Source organism: Natronococcus jeotgali DSM 18795 (assembly GCF_000337695.1).
Classification (GTDB): domain Archaea; phylum Halobacteriota; class Halobacteria; order Halobacteriales; family Natrialbaceae; genus Natronococcus; species Natronococcus jeotgali.
The window spans coordinates 1-16002 of the sequence record NZ_AOIA01000143.1; the positions used below are offsets into that span (position 1 = coordinate 1).

At 70.1% G+C, this 16002-nt stretch carries 17 protein-coding genes; 8 read left to right on the forward strand and 9 right to left on the reverse strand.

Annotated elements, in window-relative coordinates:
- Positions 1–651 (reverse strand): DMT family transporter (locus tag C492_RS16260; protein ID WP_008425639.1); only part of this gene is annotated, 651 nt, incomplete at its 3' end.
- A 186-nt stretch (positions 652–837) separates the two neighbouring features.
- Between C492_RS16260 and C492_RS16265 the strand changes: the two genes are divergently transcribed.
- On the forward strand, positions 838–1317 hold the full coding sequence (locus C492_RS16265) for an Lrp/AsnC family transcriptional regulator (RefSeq protein WP_008425640.1): 480 nt from the start codon (positions 838–840) through the stop codon (positions 1315–1317).
- 48 nt (positions 1318–1365) lie between these two features.
- On the opposite strand, the gene gatE is transcribed toward C492_RS16265, so the two are convergent.
- The 4 genes from gatE to btuC all read right to left on the reverse strand — a co-directional run bounded on the left by gatE (position 1366) and on the right by btuC (position 6452).
- Positions 1366–3234 carry a Glu-tRNA(Gln) amidotransferase subunit GatE gene (gene gatE / locus C492_RS16270; protein WP_008425641.1) on the reverse strand — a complete coding sequence of 623 codons (1869 nt, stop codon included), beginning with the start codon at positions 3232–3234 and terminating at the stop codon, positions 1366–1368.
- A 66-nt stretch (positions 3235–3300) separates the two neighbouring features.
- Positions 3301–3870: a cupredoxin domain-containing protein gene (locus C492_RS16275; protein ID WP_008425642.1), complete on the reverse strand. Its 570-nt coding sequence runs from the start codon at positions 3868–3870 to the stop codon at positions 3301–3303.
- Positions 3871–4128: 258 nt separating this feature from the next.
- Positions 4129–5433, reverse strand: a complete 1305-nt coding sequence (locus C492_RS16280) for a heme ABC transporter ATP-binding protein (protein ID WP_008425643.1) — start codon at positions 5431–5433, stop codon at positions 4129–4131.
- The gene (gene btuC / locus C492_RS16285) at positions 5430–6452 is read right to left on the reverse strand and encodes a vitamin B12 ABC transporter permease BtuC (protein ID WP_008425644.1); all 1023 of its coding nucleotides are present in this window, start codon (positions 6450–6452) and stop codon (positions 5430–5432) included. The genes C492_RS16280 and btuC overlap by 4 nt, the downstream gene beginning before the upstream one ends.
- A 60-nt stretch (positions 6453–6512) precedes the next feature.
- On the opposite strand from btuC, the gene C492_RS16290 reads away from it, so the two are divergent.
- The 4 genes from C492_RS16290 (at position 6513) to C492_RS16305 (ending at position 9343) form a co-directional block, all read left to right on the forward strand.
- Positions 6513–7619 carry a PGF-CTERM-anchored ABC transporter substrate-binding protein gene (locus C492_RS16290; protein WP_008425646.1) on the forward strand — a complete coding sequence of 369 codons (1107 nt, stop codon included), beginning with the start codon at positions 6513–6515 and terminating at the stop codon, positions 7617–7619.
- Between the two features lie 109 nt (positions 7620–7728).
- Complete coding sequence (srp19, locus tag C492_RS16295) at positions 7729–8007, forward strand: signal recognition particle subunit SRP19 (protein WP_008425648.1); 279 nt, start codon at positions 7729–7731, stop codon at positions 8005–8007.
- Positions 8007–8249, forward strand: a complete 243-nt coding sequence (locus tag C492_RS16300; protein ID WP_008425649.1) for an H/ACA ribonucleoprotein complex subunit GAR1 — start codon at positions 8007–8009, stop codon at positions 8247–8249. Before srp19 ends, C492_RS16300 begins: the two co-directional genes overlap by 1 nt.
- Positions 8250–8335: 86 nt before the next feature.
- Entirely contained in the window at positions 8336–9343 is a 1008-nt protein-coding gene (locus C492_RS16305) for a presenilin family intramembrane aspartyl protease PSH (RefSeq protein ID WP_008425651.1), read from the forward strand.
- Here the strand turns inward: C492_RS16305 and C492_RS16310 are convergent.
- The 4 genes from C492_RS16310 to C492_RS16325 all read right to left on the reverse strand — a co-directional run bounded on the left by C492_RS16310 (position 9340) and on the right by C492_RS16325 (position 13434).
- Positions 9340–10047 carry a DUF6517 family protein gene (locus C492_RS16310; protein ID WP_008425653.1) on the reverse strand — a complete coding sequence of 236 codons (708 nt, stop codon included), beginning with the start codon at positions 10045–10047 and terminating at the stop codon, positions 9340–9342. The genes C492_RS16305 and C492_RS16310 overlap by 4 nt on opposite strands.
- A 220-nt stretch (positions 10048–10267) precedes the next feature.
- On the reverse strand, positions 10268–11761 hold the full coding sequence (gene cysS / locus C492_RS16315) for a cysteine--tRNA ligase (protein WP_008425655.1): 1494 nt from the start codon (positions 11759–11761) through the stop codon (positions 10268–10270).
- A gap of 61 nt (positions 11762–11822) precedes the next feature.
- Positions 11823–12800, reverse strand: a complete 978-nt coding sequence (locus C492_RS16320; protein ID WP_008425657.1) for a patatin-like phospholipase family protein — start codon at positions 12798–12800, stop codon at positions 11823–11825.
- 133 nt (positions 12801–12933) lie between these two features.
- Complete coding sequence (locus C492_RS16325) at positions 12934–13434, reverse strand: DUF7523 family protein (protein WP_008425658.1); 501 nt, start codon at positions 13432–13434, stop codon at positions 12934–12936.
- 103 nt (positions 13435–13537) lie between these two features.
- Between C492_RS16325 and C492_RS16330 the strand changes: the two genes are divergently transcribed.
- From C492_RS16330 to C492_RS16340, 3 genes are all read left to right on the forward strand, one after another.
- Complete coding sequence (locus C492_RS16330) at positions 13538–13789, forward strand: BolA family protein (RefSeq protein WP_008425660.1); 252 nt, start codon at positions 13538–13540, stop codon at positions 13787–13789.
- Positions 13790–13957: 168 nt separating this feature from the next.
- Positions 13958–14422, forward strand: coding sequence for a PH domain-containing protein (locus C492_RS16335; RefSeq protein ID WP_008425662.1), 465 nt, complete (start codon positions 13958–13960; stop codon positions 14420–14422).
- Positions 14419–15990 (forward strand): PH domain-containing protein, encoded by a 1572-nt coding sequence (locus C492_RS16340; RefSeq protein WP_008425663.1) that lies wholly within the window; start codon positions 14419–14421, stop codon positions 15988–15990. Before C492_RS16335 ends, C492_RS16340 begins: the two co-directional genes overlap by 4 nt.
- The last annotated feature ends 12 nt before the right edge of the window (positions 15991–16002 follow it).

A 16002-nucleotide genomic window follows, 5' to 3' on the forward strand; every position in this document is an offset into this window, starting at 1 on the left:
AGATGTGTATAAGAGACAGCCCCGAAGCGGGGCGCCGACCAGCAGGACCGCCGCGCCGACGAGCATCGCCCAGGCCTGGAGCGTCTCGAGCGGGAGGCCGGCGTCGAGCGGTCGCGCGAGGACGGTTCCGACCGCGAACGCGATCGCGGCGCCGAAGACGAGTCCCGCCCCCAGCAGGAGTTCGGTCTCGAGTCCCGTCGGCGAGGGGCGGACGACGACGACGACGCCGATCAGACCGAGAACGAGCCCGACGACGCCCGCAGGTGCGAGTCGCTCCCGCGGGAGGACGGCGCCGGCGAACGCGGCGGTGAGGATCGGGGCGGTGCTGGCGACCGTCGCCGCGATCGCACCGGGCACGTACAGCTCGCCGACGTACAACAGCGCGTGGTAGAACGCGATGAGGAAGACCCCGGCGACGCCGACCGAGAGCCACTCGGTCCGATCGGCGGGACGGAACCGATCGGTGGCGACGGCCGCGTACCCGAGGACGATCAGGCCCGCGACGCCGTACCGGAGGCCGGCGAACAACAGCGGCGGCACGTACTCGAGACCCACCTCGATCGCGACGAAGGAGGTTCCCCAGCACAGCGCGAGGATCGAGAACAACACCAGATCTCCGTATCCGGACCGAAAGAGCGCGCGTCGAATCATGAAACGTTCGAAATCAGTCGCCGTACTTAGACCCTTCTACAACAGCGCTCTCGAGATCGGATGCAAGATCACACATATGAACCCGATCCGAAACGGTCCCCGGAATGAAGGGCTACTATTAGAGAAAGATCCAACTTCGAGTTCACGATTCGAAACGCCGATGACGCTCTCGGCCGAACTCGAGGTATGGACGACCGCGACGTGCGCCTGCTGAAAGCGATCGCCGAACGGGAAACCGGCAGCCCCGAGGCGCTCCACGAGGCGACGGGCATCCCGGTGTCGACGATCCACTACCGGCTCAACAACCTTCGCGAGGAGGGGATCATCGCCAACGACCGCTACGAGATCGACCTCGAGGAGCTCGGCCTCGACGTCACCGTCATCGTCGAGATCCACGCCGACTACCGGGGCTCCTACGAGGAGTTCGCCGACCGCCTGCTGACCGTCGAGGGGGTGACGAACGTCTACTTCACGATGGGGGAGACCGACTTCATCGTCGTCGCCCGCCTCAGCGAGAGCGGGATGGTCGAGCGGTTGATCGCCGAGTTCGAACAGCTCGAGGGCGTCGACCGCACCGACTCGACGTTCGTCATCTCGGCGATCGAGGAGCGCGAGGCCCTCCAGAGCTACGAACTCGAGACGCTGCTCGAGGAGCTGGTCGACTGAGCGAGCCCGATATCACGGCGGGGCGTTCGTCTGCGGGTAAAGGCGGGGTTACGCGCGCTTCTGGATCTCCTCGCGTAGCAGCCGACTGACGAGGTCGCCGTCGGCCTTCCCGCGGAGGGCGCCCATGCACTCGCCCATCAGACCGGAAAAGGCCTGCATGCCCTCCTCCTCGACCTGCGCCTCGTTGCGCTCGACGACCTCGGCGACGGCCTCGCGGACCTCCGCCTCGTCGGCCCCGCCGAGGCCTTCCTCCTCGGCCGCCTCCTCGGGCGTTCGATCGGGCTCCTCGGCGAGCGACGCGAGCAGATCACCCACGCCCTCGTTGGGCAGGTCGCCGTCCTCGACCAGCTCGAGCACGCCCCGCAGATGCTCGTCCTCGAGGTTCTCGACGGGAACGTCGTCCCGTCGCAGCTCGGTCAGCGTCGACTCGAGGGTCGACGCCGTAAGCGTCGGATCGACGCCGTCGGCGACGACGTCCTCGAACAGCGGCATGTGCTGGCCGTAGGCCACCTGCTCGGCCAGCCCCGCGCCGAGGTCGTACTCCTCCTGGTAGCGTTCGACCTTCTCGGTCAGCAGTTCGGGCTCGGGCACCTCGCTCGGATCCGGCTCGACGGGCGGCACGTCCGTCTCGGGGTACATCCGCGCCGCCCCGGGCAGCGGGCGCAGGTACCGCGTCGTCCCGTCGTCGTTCGCGCCGCGGGTCTCCTCGGGGACGCCCTCGAGGGCGGTCGCCGCGCGCTCGGCGACCGCCTCGATCGCCGACTCGGCGGTCGCGGTGTCGTCGGCGACGATGGCGACGGCGTCCTCGGGGTCGGCGCCGACGGCTTCCCGCAGGTCCGCGACCTCCTCGTCGGTGACGCCGTAGGCGGGCAGCTCGTCGGTGTGGAAGATCCCGCCCGCGCCGTGGCGCTTGGCGTGATCCGAGAGTTCGGTTCCCAGCCGGCGGTCGGGGGCGATCTCGCGGCCGACGAGACCGTCGAACCCCTCGAGGAGAACCGCCGTCACGGATCCGCCCGAACGCAGCGCACCGCCGATGACGCCGCTGTCGGTGTCCTCGAAGACGTCGGTCACGTCCCGCGACTCTCCCACGACGGCCTCGCGTTCGGCCAGTTCGTCGGTGATCTCGACGAGCTCGACCTGTCGGGCGACCTCGGTGCGGACGATGTCGTCGATGTCGTCGAGACTCTGGACGCCCTTGATCTCGACGCGGGCGCCCTCGGCGATCGAGACGTTGACGTCCTGGCGGATCGTCCCCAGGCCGCGCTTTACCTTCCCCGTCGAGCGAAGCAACATCCCGATGCGCTCGGCGGCTTCCAGGGCTTGCTCGGGCGTCGAGATGTCCGGACTGGTGCCGATCTCGACCAGCGGAATCCCCAGCCGATCCAGGCTGTAGCGAACGCCGTCGTCGGTCTCCGCGACCCGCTGAGCGCTTTCCTCCTCGAGCAGGAGGTCCTCGATCCCGACCGCGCCCTCGCTGGTCTCGATCTCGCCGTCGGTGGCGATCAGCGTCGAGCGCTGGAAGCCCGACGTGTTCGAGCCGTCGACGACCAGCTTTCGCATGACGTGGGCCCGATCGACCGGGCGCATCTCCAGGAGCTGGGCGATCTCGAGGGTCGTCTCGAGCGCTTCGTCGTCCAGTTCGTGGGGCGGCTCGTCGTCTTCCTCGACGAGGCAGGTCGAGTCGTACGCGAGGTACTCGAACTCGCGGTCGACCTTGCTCTCCTCCAAGGCGGCGTCGTCGATCTCGCCCAGCTCGCTGCGCGTGGGGTGGAGATACCGGGTAAAGCGACGCGTCGACTCCTCGGGTTCGCGCAGGTCGGTCGGACACTGGCAGAACAGCTTCGTCGCCGTGTCGAGTTGCTGGTGGATCTCCAGCCCGGCGACGAGTCCGAGCTCGTCGTAGTCGTACTCGGTCATTGGCCCCCACTCGGGGGCGCGGGGGTAAAAAACCGTTCAGTCCGGTTCGGTACGGACCGTTCCCGGCTAGCGGTCGTCGTCGGATCGGTTGCCGTCGTGTTCGTGGTCGTGGTCGCGGTCGCGATCGCGGTCGTGCCCGTCGTCGGAATCGCCGTCGTCGTCCGACTCGTCCGCCCCGTCGTTGCGCTCGCCGACGTCGCCGCGCATCGAGTCGGGGTGGTGTTCGCAGTAGTACTCGGCGGCGGAGCCGTCGGCGTCGACCGTCATCGAGACCGCCTCGCCGGGCGTCTCCGTCTCCTCGGAGACCTCGAGCCGTTCGCCGTCCGCGTCCTCGAGGGCCAGGTTGTGCAAAGCGCCGTCCAGATTGATCCAGACGATTTCGACCTCCCCGTCGGATCCGAGGTCGAGCGTCGGGTTCTCCTCCCCCTCGATCTCCGGGGGCTCGAGGCCGTACCAGTACGAGGAGCGGGCGCCGAGGATGACGGTCCGTTCGGCCTCCTCGCCCGCGTCGTCCTCGGAGTCGTCCTCGTCGTCTCCCCCGTCCTGTGCCGCGGCGACCCCGGTTCCGCCCGCCGCGAGCGCGAGCGCGGCGAGTTGAAGCGTCCGCCGTCGGGTCTGACCGGTGTCGAGTGCCATACCAGTATTCCGGGATCGTCGCTCCAAAAGGGAGTACCGTCGTTTCGGGAACAGTGCATCGTTGGACGGTGAAACCGCCGCGATGGTGATCGGGTAGCGGCCGGTTGTCCGGTGGCTCGATCGAGGGCGTAGCGCGGTCGAACCCCGCTTCCGTCTCCGGATCCGAACCGCAACGACGGCAGTGAGATCGGACCGCCGGAGCGACGGCCGTTCGGAGCCGTCCGCCCGCTACCCCGCGGTAGCCCGGCCCGCCCGGCGCTAATCCTCCGTTGCGCTGAGGACCGACGACGTCGCGCGATCGGCGGCCTCGCGTACCGCCTCGAGCACCGCGTCCGGCGACGACTCGATCGCGCCCCGACTGCAGCGCTCGTAGGCCGATCTGGCGCGCTCGCCCGCGTGATTGCGCTCCGCGAAGGGGCGTCGCTCCACGACGATCAGTCCGGGCGTCCCGATCAGCTCCTCGAGCAGCGCCAGGTTTCCGGCGCCGACCTCGAGGTCGGCGACGACCGTCGCGTCGGCGGTCGCCGCCGCCCGACACACCGCGTCGATATCCCCGGCACCGAGCGGAGCGAAGGGCTCGACGTCGAGCGTCTCGAGGCCCTGCCCGCGAGCGACCTCGGCGGCGACGTCGCCGCCGGAAACCGGCCCCGCGGTGCACTCGAGGCCAGCGGCCGTCAGCCGCGAGAGGACGTTCGCGGCGGTCGCGCCGCTCCCGACGACGTGGACTCGCGCCGGTTCGGGCGCCCCGTCGGCGTCGGGAAGCGCGGTCACGGTCGGCGATCCCGTCACGGGGTTTTCGGTCACCGCCGCGGTCACGTCGAACGCGGCGGCGAGGACGTCCCGGTTCAGCACCGCCTCGGGCGGCCCCGCCTCGAGCACCCGTCCGCCGGCGAGGGCGACGAGTCGATCGCAGTAGCGCGCGGCCAGGTCCAGGTCGTGGATCGCGGCGACGACCGTGCGCCCCTCCGAGACGAGCTCGCGGACGAGCTCGAGGGTCTCGACCTGGTGGTTGACGTCGAGGCTCGCCGTCGGCTCGTCGAGCAGGAGAACGGGTGTCTCCTGGGCGATCGCCCGCGCGAGCACGACCCGCTGGCGCTCCCCGCCGCTGACCTCGTCGATCGGACGGTCGGCGAACCGGGTGGTACGGGTGCGCTCGAGGGCGCGATCGACCGCCGCGCGGTCGTCCTCGTCGGGCGGCGAGAACCGCGATCGGTGGGGGTACCGCCCCATCTCGACGACGGTTCGGACGTCGAACGAAAAGGAGAGGGTCGTATCCTGCGGCACGACCGCGACCAGACGGCTCGCGGCCTTCGACGGGCGGTCGTGGAGGGCGGCGCCGTCGACGGCGACCGACCCCCGCGTCGGCTCGAGCGCGCCGCTTACCGCCCGCAGCAGCGTCGTCTTTCCGGCTCCGTTGGGACCGACCAGGCCGACGAACTCCCCCGGCTCGACGGTCAGGGAGACGTCCTCGAGGACGTCGACCTCGCCGAGCGAGACGGCGACGTCCTCGACCTCGAGGCGCGCGCCGTCGGTCGCGGGTGGCGTCTCGACGTCCTCTGTCACAGCGCGTGCACCTCCCGGTTCGTCAACAGGTAGAGGAAGAAGGGCGCCCCCACGGTCGCGGTGACGATGCCGACGGGGACGATCGGCAGTCCGAAGGCGCCGACGCGGGCGGCGGTGTCGGCGATCACGAGGAAGGAGGCCCCCGCGAGCGCGCTCGTCGGCAGCAGGATGCGGTGGTCGGGGCCGACGATCAGGCGCATCACGTGGGGGACGACGAGGCCGACGAAACCGACGACCCCGGCGACGGCGACCCCGGCGGCGGTGACGACACTCGCCAGCGCGAGCAGGAGGAGCTTGGTCCGCTCGACGTCGACGCCGAGGTGGTGGGCGTCCTCCTCGCCGAGCAGGAGGACGTTCATCTCGCGGGTGTAGGCCCCCAGCACGAGCACGCCGCCGACGGTGACGGGCAGCGCGAAGCCGACGTCCCCCCAGGTGCTGCGATTGAGGTGGCCCATCATCCAGACGACGGCCTCGCGAAGGTTCTCGCCGCTGTGGACGACCAGAAACGAGATCACCGCTCCGAGGAACGCCTGGATCGCGACTCCCGCGAGCAGCAGGGTCGCGACCGGCGTTCGGCCGCCCTCGGTCGCGATGGCGTAGACGAGGAAGGCGGTGACTAGCGCGCCGACGAACGCGGGCAGGTGGACGCTCCCGATCGGCACCAGCGCCGGAAACGCGATGGCGGCGACGGCCCCGACGGCGGCCCCCGAGGAGACGCCGATGATCGACGGATCGGCCAGCGGGTTCCGGAAGAAACCCTGCATGACCGTCCCCGCGGCCGCGAGCGCGAACCCGACCGTCGCGGCCAGCAGAATGCGGGGCAGACGGACGTCCGCGACGATCGTCTGGTGGGTCGCGGGCACCTCGTGGACGCCCAGGCCCGCGAGGTTGAGAATCGCCCGCGAGACGGTCAGGGGATCGATCCGAACCGGTCCGAGCGCGGCGCTCCCGACGACGGCACAGACCAGCAGCGCCGAGAGCGCGATCGACCACGAGGCGAGACGGCCCGGACGGAACACGGCTGAAATCTCGCTTGCAGTAGGCAAATATTTGTTGGAGTAGGTGGCACGCTTCGATCGATGCGAAACACACTGATCGTACTCGTCGCCGCGTTGACCGCGCTCGCCGCGTTCGCACCCGCCGCAGCCGCGGGGGGAACGACGGCGACCGCCGCACAGATGGACCCGACCTGCGAGTTCCCGTTCGAGGGAACGGACGCGACCGGGGAGACCGTAACTGTCGAGGAAGAGCCCGAGTCGGTCGTCGCCCTCCAGCCCAGCGACGCCCAGGTGATGTACGAGATCGGCGCCGAGGAGAAGGTCACGGGCATGCCCGTCGGTCAGTACACCGACTACCTCGAGGCCGACGAGAGTCTGGACATCACCGAGGACGACGGCGTCACGCCCGTCGCCGAGGAGGTCATCGACCGCGATCCCGACGTCGTCCTCGCGGCCAACGCCCTGCAGGGCGACGACGTCATCGATCAGCTTCGCGAGGCGGGGCTGACGGTCTACGTCTTCCCGACCGAACAGTCCCTCGACGGGGTCGCCGAGAACGTCCGGCTCACCGGCGAGATCGTCGGCGAGTGCGAGGGCGCCCAGGAGAGCCTCGAGGGGATGAACGACCGCCTCGCGGTCATCGAGGAGGCGGTCTCGGACGTCGACCGTCCGCTGGCCTACTACGCGATGGGCGGCGGGTTCACCGCCGGCGAGGGAACCTTCCAGCACGAGATTCTGACGACCGCCGGCCTCGAGAACCTCGGCGCGGAGGCCGGCCTCGAGGGCTGGGCGGAGATCAGCGCGGAGACCGTCGTCGAGGAGGATCCCGAGTGGATCGTCTACGGCGACTCCGCCGAGGAGCCCCCGGTCGCCGAGGCCGTGCGGGGAACGACCGCCTACCAGGAGGACCGACTCGTCGCGGTCGACGACCAGTTCATGAGCCAGCCCGGCCCGCTCGTCGTCGAGGCGATCGAGCAGATCGTCCAGGCGGTCCACCCCGACGCCTACGCCGACGCGGCCGAGCAGCTCGAGGACGACGGGAACGGGACGAACGACGCCGGAGCAGACGGATCGAACGACTCCGGCGACGGGAGCGACGCGGGCGGTGACTCGATCCCCGGCCTCGGGGTCCCGGCGGCCGTCGCCGCGCTCGTCGCCGCGCTCGCCGGGCTCGCCCGCCGTCGGTAACGTCGATCCGGTCGCCGGCGACCGAACCGCCCGCGCTCGCGGCGAGTCCTCGAGCGCGAACCGACCGTTTTTGAAAAGTGTTTACCGGGAGGGGTTCGGAGACGGGGATATGGTCGAGAACGTCATCTGGCCCGCCTATCTCGACGCGGAGCTCTCCCGGGCCGAGGGCAGACGCGTCGCCGAGGATCTGGCGGTCGAGGAGCCGACGGTCGACGAGATCGCGAAGGCCGTCCAGCAGATCGGCTACGACGCGACGATCGAGCGCGAGAAGTCCTACTCCCGGGAGCACTGGGCCGACCGGGGCCGGGTCGTCGTCCGGGGCTCCGACGACTCGAAGAACGACCTCGTCCAGGCCGTCGCGGCGTACGTCGTCGCGATGCGAGAGTGATGCGCCGGGTCGGTCAGGTCGTCCGCACCGCCCAGGGGCTCGCGATCCTGCGGGCGAACCCCGACGCCGACGACGACCGCCTCCGCGAGGAGATCGGAACGATGGTGCTCGACGACTCCCTCGAGTCCGTCGGTCGCGTCGTCGACGTCTTCGGCCCCGTCGACGACCCCTACCTGGCGGTGACGCCCGACGACGACGTTCACCTTCCGACGCTGGTCGGGGCGTCGCTGTACGCACGCTGAGTCGCGGGACCGAGCCGAGCGTCCGTCGCCGCTCGCTCGGTGACCCAACGAAAAGCACCAAGAGGAGCGGGTGCGAACGCCGCGGCATGGACCACCGGACCCGGGTGCTCGCGGCCGTCGGAACGACGGTGTTGCTCTTTCTGGCCGTCCAGATCGGCGCGCTGGCGCTGATCGAGCCGTTCCACGACGCCGACCGCCAGGCCGTCGAGGATCCCGAGAACCCGACCAACAGCCTCGTCTACTTCGCGGTCATTCTCGTCGCGACCGGGTTCATGCTCGCGACCTTCCGGTACGACCTCGAGTGGATCGTCAGGGCGCTGGTCGTCGGCGTGAGCGTGATGCTCGCCTGGTTCGTCCTCACCGAACTCGTGCCCCCGGTCGTGACGGCGGGGTCGATCAACGTCCTCGCCGTCGCAGCCGCCCTCGGCGTCGGCGCGGCGCTGGTTCTCTACCCGGAGTGGTACGTCATCGACGTCACCGGCGTGTTGATGGGAGCCGGCGCCGCGGCGCTGTTCGGGATCAGCTTCGGACTCTTGCCCGCGTTGCTGTTGCTCGCGGGATTGGCGATCTACGACGCTGTCAGCGTCTACCGGACCGAGCACATGCTCGACCTCGCCGCGGGAGTGATGGACCTCAAGATCCCCGTCGTACTGGTCGTCCCGACGACGCTGTCGTACTCCTACCTCGCGGACGGCGAGGGCGCCGATCCCGACGCGTCCGGCCCCGATACGAGCAGCGGCGTCGAGGCGAACTCGAACGGTGGAGATTCGATCCCCGAGGACGATCCCGCCGCGGACGGCGGCCGCGACGCGCTCTTCATCGGACTCGGCGACGCCATCATCCCGACGATCCTGGTCGCCAGCGCCGCCTCCTTCCTCGAGGCCGGAGCGCTGTCGGTACCGGGCATCGCGCTTAACCTGCCGGCGCTGGGCGCGATCGTCGGCACGCTCGCCGGGCTGGTCGTGCTCATGGGAATGGTGCTGAAGGGCCGTCCCCACGCCGGCCTGCCGTTGCTCAACGGCGGCGCGATCGGGGGCTACCTGCTGGGTGCGCTCGCCAGCGGCGTCCCGATCGCGGCCGCGCTCGGCCTCTAGCCCGCCAGCGGATCCGACTCCTCGCGGCTGTCGACGATCTCGGCGTCGACGTCGTCGCCGTGTTCGAGCCCCTGGACCATGACGTCGATCCGATCCCGCTCGGAGTCGATCGGCAGCCCCTCGAGGTCGGGATAGACGCCGACGATCACGAGGTGGTCGCCGCCGGTCTCGTGGCGGGCGACGTCGAGCAGGATATCGACCGTGCGCTCGCCCTGTAGCTCGGCTTCGCCCTCGAAGGTCTCGAGGACGATGGTGTCCTCGAGCGCGGCGACCGAGCGCTCGCCGGTCGAGTCCCCGACGCTGAGCTCCTCGTACTGACCCTGGACCTCCCGGGCGATCTCCTCGGCTCCCATCTCGCCGACCGGGTTGAACTCCTCGCCGGCGACCCCGACCTGCGGCGTGGTGATGACTCCGAAGACGCCTGCCTCGACCTCACCGCCGAGGATATCGAGCGGTAGGTCGATCATCCGGACGTACTCGGCGCCGTAGCTGGTCACCTCGATTTCCTGGCCGGCGACCGACTCGGTGGTGACGATCTCCTCGGTCCCCTGGTACTCGTACCCCGTCTCGTCGGTCGCGCTCTCGGCGACGATCGCCGGCGACGCCGAAAACGTCGTCGCGTCCTCGAGGAGGCCGCCGAGACACCCCGCCGAGAGGGCGACACCGCCGACCGCGCCCGCGGCGACGAACTGTCGTCTCTGCATGGTACCCCGATAGTTCGGCCTCGCGGCAATAAGTGGCGCGGCCGGCTCGAGCCGGCCGGTTTCCGGGAGGGCTCCTCGGCGCTCGAACGACCCACGGAATTCGGTATCGCGGCCCGGAGTTTACGCGGTGCGAAACGGACGGTCCTCGAGCGATCGCTCGACGGTCGCGGAACACGATCCCGGGAATCGCTGCGGCGGGAGAAACGGCGATCGAGGCCGGCTACTCGCCTGGGAGCCGGAAGCTCGGTCCCTCGTCGGTGTCCTGAACCTCGACGCCGAGCGCCTCGAGTTCGTCCCGGAGCTCGTCGGCCCGCTCGTAGTTGCCCGCCTCGCGTTCTCGCTCGCGCACGCCGAGAACGAGTTCGACGACGTCGCCGGCCAGTTCCGCGCTGCCGTCGGTCTCGCCCGCGAAGGAGAGGCCGAGCACGCCTCCGAGTTCCTCGAGGGTCTCGACGGCCCGGCGCAGTCCGCGGTAGTCCGCCCGCTCGTCCTCGCTTCCCTCGAGGTGGCGGTTGATCGCCGTCGCGACCTCGAGCAGGGCCGACTGGGCCTCGCGGGTGTTGAAGTCGTCGTTCATCGCCTCGACAAAGGCCTCGCGGGCGTCGGCGACGTCCTCGCGGAGCTCGTCGTCTGTGACCTTCGCGCTCGCGTTCGGCGAGTCGATCGCCGCGGTCGCGGCCTCGTGGGCGCGCTCGAGTCGGTCCCACCGTTCCTCGGCCTCGGCGATCGTCTCGTCGGAGTACAGCTGCTGGCTGTTGTACGAGCCCGCGGTGAGGAACGTGCGCACGACGTTGGTTCCCCAGCGGTCGACGGCCTCCGCGACGGTGACGAAGTTGCCCAGGCTCGAGGACATCTTCTCCTCGTCCATCTGAAACAGCTCGCAGTGGAGCCAGTACTTCGCGAACTGCTGGCCCGTCGCGGCCTCGGACTGGGCGATTTCGTTCTCGTGGTGGGGAAAGACCAGGTCGCGGCCGCCGACGTGGACGTCGAGCGTGTCGCCGAGGTGGGTCGTGCTCATCGCCGAGCACTCGATGTGCCACCCGGGTCGGCCCTCGCCCCACGGCGACTCCCAGGTCTGGGCGGTCTCGCAGGCCTCCGCGGCGGGCGCCGCGTCCTCATGGCGGTGTTCCTCGATCGCGTTGGCGTCGACGCCGTCGGCCTTCCAGAGCGCGAAGTCCGCGGGGTGGCGCTTCTCCGAGCGCTCGTCGGGGTCGCCCTGGGACTCGATCTCCTCGAGAGCCTGGTTCGAGAGCTTGCCGTACTCCTCGAAGCCGGTGACGTCGAAGTAGACCGACCCGTTGGACTCGTAGGCGTAGTCCTTCTCGATCAGGGTCTCGACGAGGGCGACGATCTCGGGGACGTGCTCGGAGACGCGGGGGTAGACCTCCGCCCGCAGGAGGTTTAGCGAGCGCATGTCCGCGAGGGTGCGCTCGATGTAGTTCTCGGCGACGTCGGCCTCGTCGGCGCCGTCCTCGCCGACGCGGGCGACGATCTTCTCGTTGACGTCGGTGAAGTTCTCGACGTGGCGCACGCCGTAACCGAGGTGTTCGAGCCAGCGGTGCATGACGTCGACGTGGACCCACGAGCGGGCGTGGCCCAGGTGGGGCGGATCCGAGACCGTCAGGCCGCAGTAGTAGAGGAGGACGTCGTCGGGATCCTGCGGCTCGAACGGCTCGGTATCGCCCGTCAACGTGTTCGTCACGTGCAGGGTCATTGCCCCGAGTTTTCCCCGGACGGCAGTTAAGCAGTGCGGTGACCGCCGACTCCGAACCCCGTTACCCGTCGGTCCGCTCCTCGAGGAAGGTCGCGGCCCGCCGCTCGCCCTCCTCGACGAGGGCTTCGAGAAACGCCGGATCGCGGTCGAGCTTCGTCGTCCGGTCGTACCCGGAGAGTTCGATGCGTTCGATCGCCGTCGTCGTGTAGTCGGGGTGCTCGAGGTAGCCACCGTCGATCCACTCGTTGACCCGCTCGATCGTCCGGAGCTCGTTGTTCAGCGAGATGTTGCCCGCCAGCTCGTTTCGTCGGTCTGCGATCTCGGGGAGCGAGGACGGTCGTTCGGGATCGACCTGCGGGTTGATCTGGATCACCCACAGCTCGTCGGGGGTTCGGTCCCCCGGAACCGAGACCAGGTCCTTGACGGGCGGGTTCTGCGAGAGCAACCCGTCCCAGTAGTGACGGCCGTCGATCTCGACGGCCTCGAACAGCCCCGGTACCGCCGCCGAGGCGAGGACGGCGTCGACGGTGACGTCCTCGTTGACGAAGGTCTCGAACTCGCCGGCGTTGAGGTCGACGGCGCCGACGACCAGCTCCGGAACCTCGGCGACACAGAGCTCCGGAATCGCCTCGAAGTCGACGTGGCGCTCGAGGATGCGCCCGAGGCGTCGCTGTCCCGCCCTCGCGGCCGGCGAGTGGCGCGGGTTGACCTCCGGTAGGCCGACGCCGGTGCTCGCGATCCGGGCGTACGCTCGAACCCAGCCGTTGAGCAGCCGATCCGCGGGGTCGCTGGCCGCGATATCGTCCCACAGCGCGTCGAGGGTCTCGATCGCCGTCGACTCGTCGCCGACGACGGCGCCGTACCAGACCGCCAGCGCGTTGAACGCGCCGCCGGAGCTACCGCTGATCCCGACCAGCTCGAACGTCTCGTCGCGTTCGGGCCACTGCTCGAGCAGCTCCCGGAGCACGCCCGCGGTAAACGCCGTGTGGCTCCCGCCGCCCTGGCAGGCGATGGCGACCCGCGTTCGATCGTCACCCATCCGCCACCACCTCGAATCCGGCGCCGTCGGGCGGTCCATCGAGCGATAGACTGCGACGGTCGGATCGCGGTCCGTTCGGTACCATCGACGAACGTCCGCCGAACGGGCACAAATAGGTTTCCGGCAGTCGAACCTACGCCTCCGGAACCGCCTCGAGCGCCGCCTCGACGGTCCGCAGGGCGTCGACGCCGTCGCGGTCGTCGACGACGAGCATCATGGTGCCCTCGCCGACGCCGGCCGCGATCGGCTCGATTCCGTCGCTCTCGAGGCGCCCGAGCGCGGCCCCGAGGGCGGTCGCGTCGACGTCGCCCGTGGCCGCGATCGCCGTGAGCTCCCCGCCGTCGGATCGAAACGACGTGCCGCCGACGGCCAGCAGCGCCGTTTCGTGCTTGGCGCCGTCGATCGGAGCCGGCGTGATTCCTCGTTCCATCCTGACGCGCACGTCTCGAGCGTCGGTCTCGTAGGGCGGGAGCTCCTCGGCGTAGCGACGGATCGCGGTCGCGACCGCGTCGGTCTCGCCGTCGACGTCGAGGTACCGGGCTGCCGCGGTGTAGTTGACGACTCCGGCCCGCAGTGCGGTGACGAGAAACGGGTTCCCGTCGACGGCTCGGCGCGTTTCGCTCGCGAGCGACATAACTGTAGGTGTCACACGCGACCGGGGAGGGATAAGCGTCGTGGTCGCGCCGGAACGGTCCTCGACCGCGGCGCTTTTGCCGCGAGCCCCCCTCGAGTCGGATATGCAACCGGAGGACGTCGAGGCGGTGATCGAGTCCGAACTCGAGGGTGCGCAGGCGACCGTTACGCACGCGCGGGACGAACACGACGACGACCACCTCGCGGCGACGGTCGTCTCGCCGACCTTCGCGGACCAGTCGCTGGTCCAGCAACACCAGCAGGTCTACGACGCGCTCGAGGACCACATGACGACCGACATCCACGCCCTCGAACTGTCGACGTACACGCCCGAGGAGTACGACGAACTCGAGTAGCCCGCCCCGGAGACCGCGGAAGCGACCGACCCGAGCGACGGCGCCGTCGCTCGGTCCCACGCGAACGAACCCCGGCCGACGCCGTCCCGTCCGCGGACTCCGCTTCGTTCCCGCCATTTTTGTCGAATAACCAATGGGTTTATTGAGCGGTTGAAAGAACGACTCGGCATGGAACCCCTCCACCCGCGAATCAGGATCGTCTGGGTCGTCCGCGCGGTGCTCGTCGCCGCCGCGCTCGCCGTGGCCGTCGCGGCCGCCCAGCGGTGGCTCGTCGACTCCCTCCCGTCGGCCGCGGCCGTCGGCGTCGGCCTCCTTTTGGCTCTCGTCGGCGTCGCCCACGCCCTCCTGCTTTTCACCAACTGGGGCTTCGAACTCCAGGACGACGCGCTCTACCTCGAGCGCGGCGTCGTCACGTTCGTCGAGACGTCGGTGCCGTTCGTCCGCGTCCAGCACGTCGACACCCAGTTCGGCCCGATCGAGCGGGCGCTCGGCCTCTCGAGCGTCGTGGTCTACACGGCCGGCTCGCGCAACGCCGACGTTCGGATCCCCGGCCTGACGCCCGACCGCGCCCGGAGCCTGCAGAACACGCTCCGCGAACTGGCCGTCGAGAGCGAGGCCGAGGACGCGGTATGAATCGGCTCCACCCACTCAGCGGCGCCGCGACCGCGCTCCACCGCGGCGTGGCCGGCGGTTCGATCCCGTTCTTTCTGGTGAGTATGCTCGACGGCGTCTTCGACGCCGTCGAGGTCGGCTGGGTGTTCTTCCTCGCCCCGGTGGGTTTCGTCGTCGGCGTCGCCTACGGCGCCGCGTACTACTACCGGTTCGGGTACGAACTCGCCGCGGACACGTTCGACATCCGATCCGGCGTCCTCTCGCGGCGCTCGCGCGAGATCCCGCTCCGACGGATCCAGAACGTGGACATCTCGCAGGGGATCGTCCAGCGGCTTCTCGGAGTCGCCGTCGTCCGGATCGAGACGGCGGGGGGCGGGGAGACCGAGGCCGAACTCGCCTTCGTCGCCGACGACGAGGCGACCCGCCTCCAGCGGGAGATCCGCCGTCTGACCGCCGAGCAACACGCCGAGGCCCCCGACGCGCGATCGCCCGAGACCGACGCGTCGTCGGCCGCGGACCGCGCGGATTCGACGGGGGCCGACCCCGACCCGCGGCCGACGCTGCTGTTCGACCTCGAGGGGCGGGAGTTGCTGTTGCTCTCGCTGTCCTCGGTCAGTCTCTCGGGGGCGACCCTGCTCCCGCTCGTGTTCGTCGTCGCCGGCGACGCGGTAGTCGACCTGCTCGTCTCGCTGGCGGAACCACTGGGCGGGCCCGCGGACCTCGACGACGCGTCCGCACCCCAGTACGGCCTGTTCGCCGTCGTCTCGATCCTCTACGGCGCGCTCGCCGCCTACCTGCTCGGTGCGGCCTACACGTTCGCCACGTACTACGACTTCCGGCTGGGGTCGACGGGCGACGACCTCGTCTACGAGCGGGGGTTGCTCCAGCGCTACAGCGGGTCGATCCCGGTCGACAAGATCCAGACGTTCTCGATCGCCGAGAACCCGATCCAGCGCGCGATCGAGTACGCCGGCCTCCGGATCGAGACCGCGGGTCACGGCCCGGACGGGAGCGCGGGGAGCCAGTCGGCGGTCCCGCTGGCCCGGCGCCGCCGCGTCGAGGGCTTCCTCGAGCGGGCGACCGGGCTCGAGACGCCGTCGTTCACCCGCCCCCCGACGCTCGCCCGTCGGCGGTACGTCGCCCGCTACTCGCTGCTGGCGGCCGCGGTCGTCGCCGCCGCCTTCGGCGTCTCCCGCGTCTGGACGATCCCCTACTGGTACGCGAGCGCGCTCGCGTTCGCGGGCGCACCGATCGCCGCGCACCTGCGCTGGCGCAACCTCGGTTACGCCGTCGCCGACGACCACCTCCTCGTCCGGGCGGGGTTCTGGCGCCGGCGCACGCACGCGATCCCCTACTACCGCGTCCAGACCGTCTCGACGCGGCGATCGATCTTCCAGCGCCGGCTTGGGCTGGGATCGGTGGTGGTCGACACCGCCAGCTCGCGGACGTTCGCCCGGGGAACGCCGACCATCCACGACCTCGAGGTGACGGACGCGCGGGCGATCCACGAGGAGACGCGGGCCCGCCTCGAGGCGGCCCGCCGGAGCCGCGGCGCCGAGGGGCGCGAACTTTCGGTTACTTTTTCCTGACCGGTCGCGACT

Coding starts and splice junctions, on each gene's coding strand:
- C492_RS16265 (WP_008425640.1), top strand. CDS start 838: ATGGACGACCGCGACGTGCGCCTGCTGAAAGCGATCGCCGAACGGGAA.
- gatE (WP_008425641.1), bottom strand. CDS start 3,234: ATGACCGAGTACGACTACGACGAGCTCGGACTCGTCGCCGGGCTGGAG.
- C492_RS16275 (WP_008425642.1), bottom strand. CDS start 3,870: ATGGCACTCGACACCGGTCAGACCCGACGGCGGACGCTTCAACTCGCC.
- C492_RS16290 (WP_008425646.1), top strand. CDS start 6,513: ATGCGAAACACACTGATCGTACTCGTCGCCGCGTTGACCGCGCTCGCC.
- srp19 (WP_008425648.1), top strand. CDS start 7,729: ATGGTCGAGAACGTCATCTGGCCCGCCTATCTCGACGCGGAGCTCTCC.
- C492_RS16300 (WP_008425649.1), top strand. CDS start 8,007: ATGCGCCGGGTCGGTCAGGTCGTCCGCACCGCCCAGGGGCTCGCGATC.
- C492_RS16305 (WP_008425651.1), top strand. CDS start 8,336: ATGGACCACCGGACCCGGGTGCTCGCGGCCGTCGGAACGACGGTGTTG.
- C492_RS16310 (WP_008425653.1), bottom strand. CDS start 10,047: ATGCAGAGACGACAGTTCGTCGCCGCGGGCGCGGTCGGCGGTGTCGCC.
- cysS (WP_008425655.1), bottom strand. CDS start 11,761: ATGACCCTGCACGTGACGAACACGTTGACGGGCGATACCGAGCCGTTC.
- C492_RS16320 (WP_008425657.1), bottom strand. CDS start 12,800: ATGGGTGACGATCGAACGCGGGTCGCCATCGCCTGCCAGGGCGGCGGG.
- C492_RS16325 (WP_008425658.1), bottom strand. CDS start 13,434: ATGTCGCTCGCGAGCGAAACGCGCCGAGCCGTCGACGGGAACCCGTTT.
- C492_RS16330 (WP_008425660.1), top strand. CDS start 13,538: ATGCAACCGGAGGACGTCGAGGCGGTGATCGAGTCCGAACTCGAGGGT.
- C492_RS16335 (WP_008425662.1), top strand. CDS start 13,958: ATGGAACCCCTCCACCCGCGAATCAGGATCGTCTGGGTCGTCCGCGCG.
- C492_RS16340 (WP_008425663.1), top strand. CDS start 14,419: ATGAATCGGCTCCACCCACTCAGCGGCGCCGCGACCGCGCTCCACCGC.